Source organism: Rhodococcus sp. R1101, assembly GCF_000278445.1.
Classification (GTDB): Bacteria; Actinomycetota; Actinomycetes; order Mycobacteriales; family Mycobacteriaceae; genus Rhodococcus; species Rhodococcus gordoniae.
On record NZ_AJVB01000471.1, the window covers coordinates 1 to 3,017 of the forward strand.

At 70.5% G+C, this 3,017-nt stretch carries 2 protein-coding genes and 1 pseudogene; all 3 read right to left on the bottom strand.

Features of this window, described 5'->3' with window-relative positions:
• Positions 1 to 1,389 (bottom strand): annotated as a pseudogene (locus tag R1101_RS0120055) (TIGR02680 family protein); the annotation flags it as partial.
• The gene (locus R1101_RS0120060; protein ID WP_016935091.1) at positions 1,386 to 2,780 is read right to left on the bottom strand and encodes a TIGR02678 family protein; all 1,395 of its coding nucleotides are present in this window, start codon (positions 2,778 to 2,780) and stop codon (positions 1,386 to 1,388) included. The pseudogene R1101_RS0120055 and the gene R1101_RS0120060, both read right to left, overlap by 4 nt.
• The coding region (locus tag R1101_RS0120065; protein WP_026003503.1) for a DUF2397 family protein at positions 2,777 to 3,017 on the bottom strand (241 nt) is incomplete at its 5' end. The genes R1101_RS0120060 and R1101_RS0120065, both read right to left, overlap by 4 nt.

Here is a 3,017-nt window from a genome sequence, read left to right on the forward strand (position 1 = left end):
GGCCGACGCGGTGTCGCGTTGCGCTCGGGCACGCACCGCCGCGGCTTCGGCCCGTGATCGCGCCGCGGCGGCACCGTCGAGATGGGACAGTGCACTGCGCACGGCGCGCACGTCGGCGTCACGTTCCTCGGCGAGCGCGTCGACCGCCGCGTTGAGCTGCTCGGTCCGTTCGATGCCGTCGAGACCTCTCCACGTGATGCCGGCGTCCTCGGCTGCCGCACTCAACCCGTCCTCGGTGCGACGGCGCATCGCCGTCGCCGTCTCCAGCGCGTCGCGGGCACTGTCGTGATCGCGGAGCCGGTCGGCCACCACGGCCTGGGCGCGGTTCGCCTGCTCGGCCTGCGCGGCGGTGGTGCGCTCGAGGTTCTTCACCGCCGACGCGAGGTCGTCGAGCTGCTGTTTGCCTTCGTAGGCGCTCGAGCGGTGGAGTGCCTCGAGGGTGGTGCGCGCTTGTTCGTGGTCGCGTTCGGCCACCAGGAGCTGTTCCTCCGAGGCGGTGCGTGCGGCGGCGGCCTCGGTGCGGGCCTCGGACGACTCACGCAGCGAACGGACCGCCGTGTCGACCACCCCGAGACGAATGGCGACCTTGTCCACAGCGGTGCGGGCCTGCTGACGGATGTACTTCGAGTACACCTTGACGAACTGCTGCGCCGCGTCGTCGGCGGCCGCGAGAGATTCGAGTGTGCGCTCGACTTCCTCGATGGCGGAGAACGAGCGGGCGGCCTCGACGATGAGGTCGTCGTCGAGGGGGCGGAGTCCGTCGGTCAGGGCCTGCGACAAGCCCTTCGGATCGAGGTTCTTGGCGAGCTGCGGGCGGCGCAGCGTCAAGATCAGGTTGATCAGCTGGTCGTAGCGTTGCGCGCCCAGTCCGAACATGCGTGCGTCGATCGCGCCCCGGTAGTCGACGGGGCGATCGGTGATCGCGTCGGCCCCGATCCGGTCGGCGAGTTGCTTGCGGGTGAGCGGGCGGTCCTCGTCGTCGAGGAGTGAGAAGTCCACGCCCACACGGCCGTCGACGACGAAGTGCCAGCGGGTGACCTTGTCGTTGCCGCGGGTGGCGCGCATGCCGATGCCGACGGTGACGGCCTCCGGGTCGTCGGCGCGACCGCGGCAGAATTCCATCCACACATAGGAGTGGGCGCTGTCCTGCCCCCGGTACAGCAGATTCGAGCGCATGGTGCGTTCCTCGCCGGCGAACGGGTTCAGGCGTCGCGGTTCGATGCGGCCGTCGAGCACGAAGGGGAACAGCACCTCGAGGGCCTTCGTCTTGCCCGACCCGTTCGGTCCGCGCAGCACCAGTCGTCCGTCGGCGAACGAGAACTCCTGGTCGCGGTAGTCCCACAGGTTGATGATCCCGGCACGCGTGGGGCGGAATCGGGCGCTGCTCATGAGATCTCCGTCGGGGTCGTATCAGGGTCGGGGACTGTCGGCGGGGTGGGCTCGGGAAACAGGTCGATCTCCGGATCCCGTTCCCGCACACTGACCGTCACGCCGCGGAAGCGCGCGATCGCGGGCAGGACGAGCACCCCGCCCGCCACCCGGGCCACCAGCCGCAGCCGGTCGAGCATGTCCACCGCGGCTTCGGTCAGTCCGGCGGGGTCGGCCTGCCATTGCGCGGCGAAGGTCCGGCCGTAGATGTCGACGAGACGCCCGACGGTGCCTGCCAGCCACGAATCCTCGAGCAAAGGATGCTCGAGCGGTGCGCGAGTGTCGTCGTTCTCGGTCTGCTCGTGCGGTATCGGAGTGTCGGACAGCGCGAGCGGGGTGAACACCGTCGACCTCGGGATCGCGGCATCGACGGCGGCGACGAGGGCGTCGTGTGCCTCGGCGGGGACCGGCAACCGGGGCGGGGCCGGGGCGTCGGGGTCGAGGACGCGGTCGCACATCTCTCCGGCCAGCAGCAGGGCGACCTGCGCGACCGTCCCGGTGTTCGGGAACCGAAGATCCGACAGTCGTCCCGAAGTGTCCACCAGCGCAACGCCTTCGGCGCGACGCTCGCAGACGAGGCCGGTCAGCAACTCCACGTCGTCGGTGGTGCGGCGCAACGCCAGCTGCAGCGCCTCGTCCTCCTCGAGGTCGTCGGCGTAGACCACGGGGCGCTGTACCACTGCGCGTCGCACCCGCCGCCGAACCTCCGCCGTATCCGAATGCGGGGCACCCGCATTGCCGAGCAGACCGCGCACCGATTCGAGATGCTGCAACGCCCGCGGTGGCCGGAACAGGGCGTGCACGACCGCACGGTCGACATCGTAGAGCGCTTCACCGCGCTCGGGGTCGCTCGCCCACCCACCGGCATCACCGTCGGCGAGAGTGATAGCGCCGCGCACACCGAGCCAGGTCACGGCGTCGACGAAGGCATCGCGATCGGCGGCGCGTTCGGTCTCGAGTTCGACACCGTTCACCCGACCCGCCTCGGAGGCGACGTGCTCGGCGAGTTCGGACAGGGTGATCTGGCCGGCACCACGACCGAGCGCCGCAATCGCCAACGCGAGATAGGCGTACCGGCGACGGTCGAACGGCCGACCCGTGTGCGTCGACGTGCCCGCACCCGCGTCGAGACGATCGGCGACGGTGAACAGCCGCGCGGTGGTCTCGGTGACCTCGAGCCGGTATCCGAAGGTGGCGAGCAGATCGTCGCGCAACTCGGTGGCCCAGCGGCGCACCGTCGCCAGCGCCGCACGGTCGGGGAAGGTCGCGGTGACGAGATGGTGGGTGAGCACCAGCCGGGCAGCACGCTGATACGAATCCAACTCGACCGACGGGATCGAACGCGCCCTCACCGCACCTCCACCGACAGACCGTCCAGATACAGGCGCCCCCGTGCGGTGTGCACCACGGTGGACTCGCCGCTCGGGCGGAGTGTGAGCTCGACCCCGTTCTGGGTGCCGGAGGCGACATCGTCGCTGCGCACCCGGCCCCTCACGGGGACTCGCGCCGACAACGCCGCGTCGAGCAGGCTCAACAGCACCTCCGCTTCCGGTTCGCTCAGCTTCCGTTCGCGCACCCCACCGGCGGCG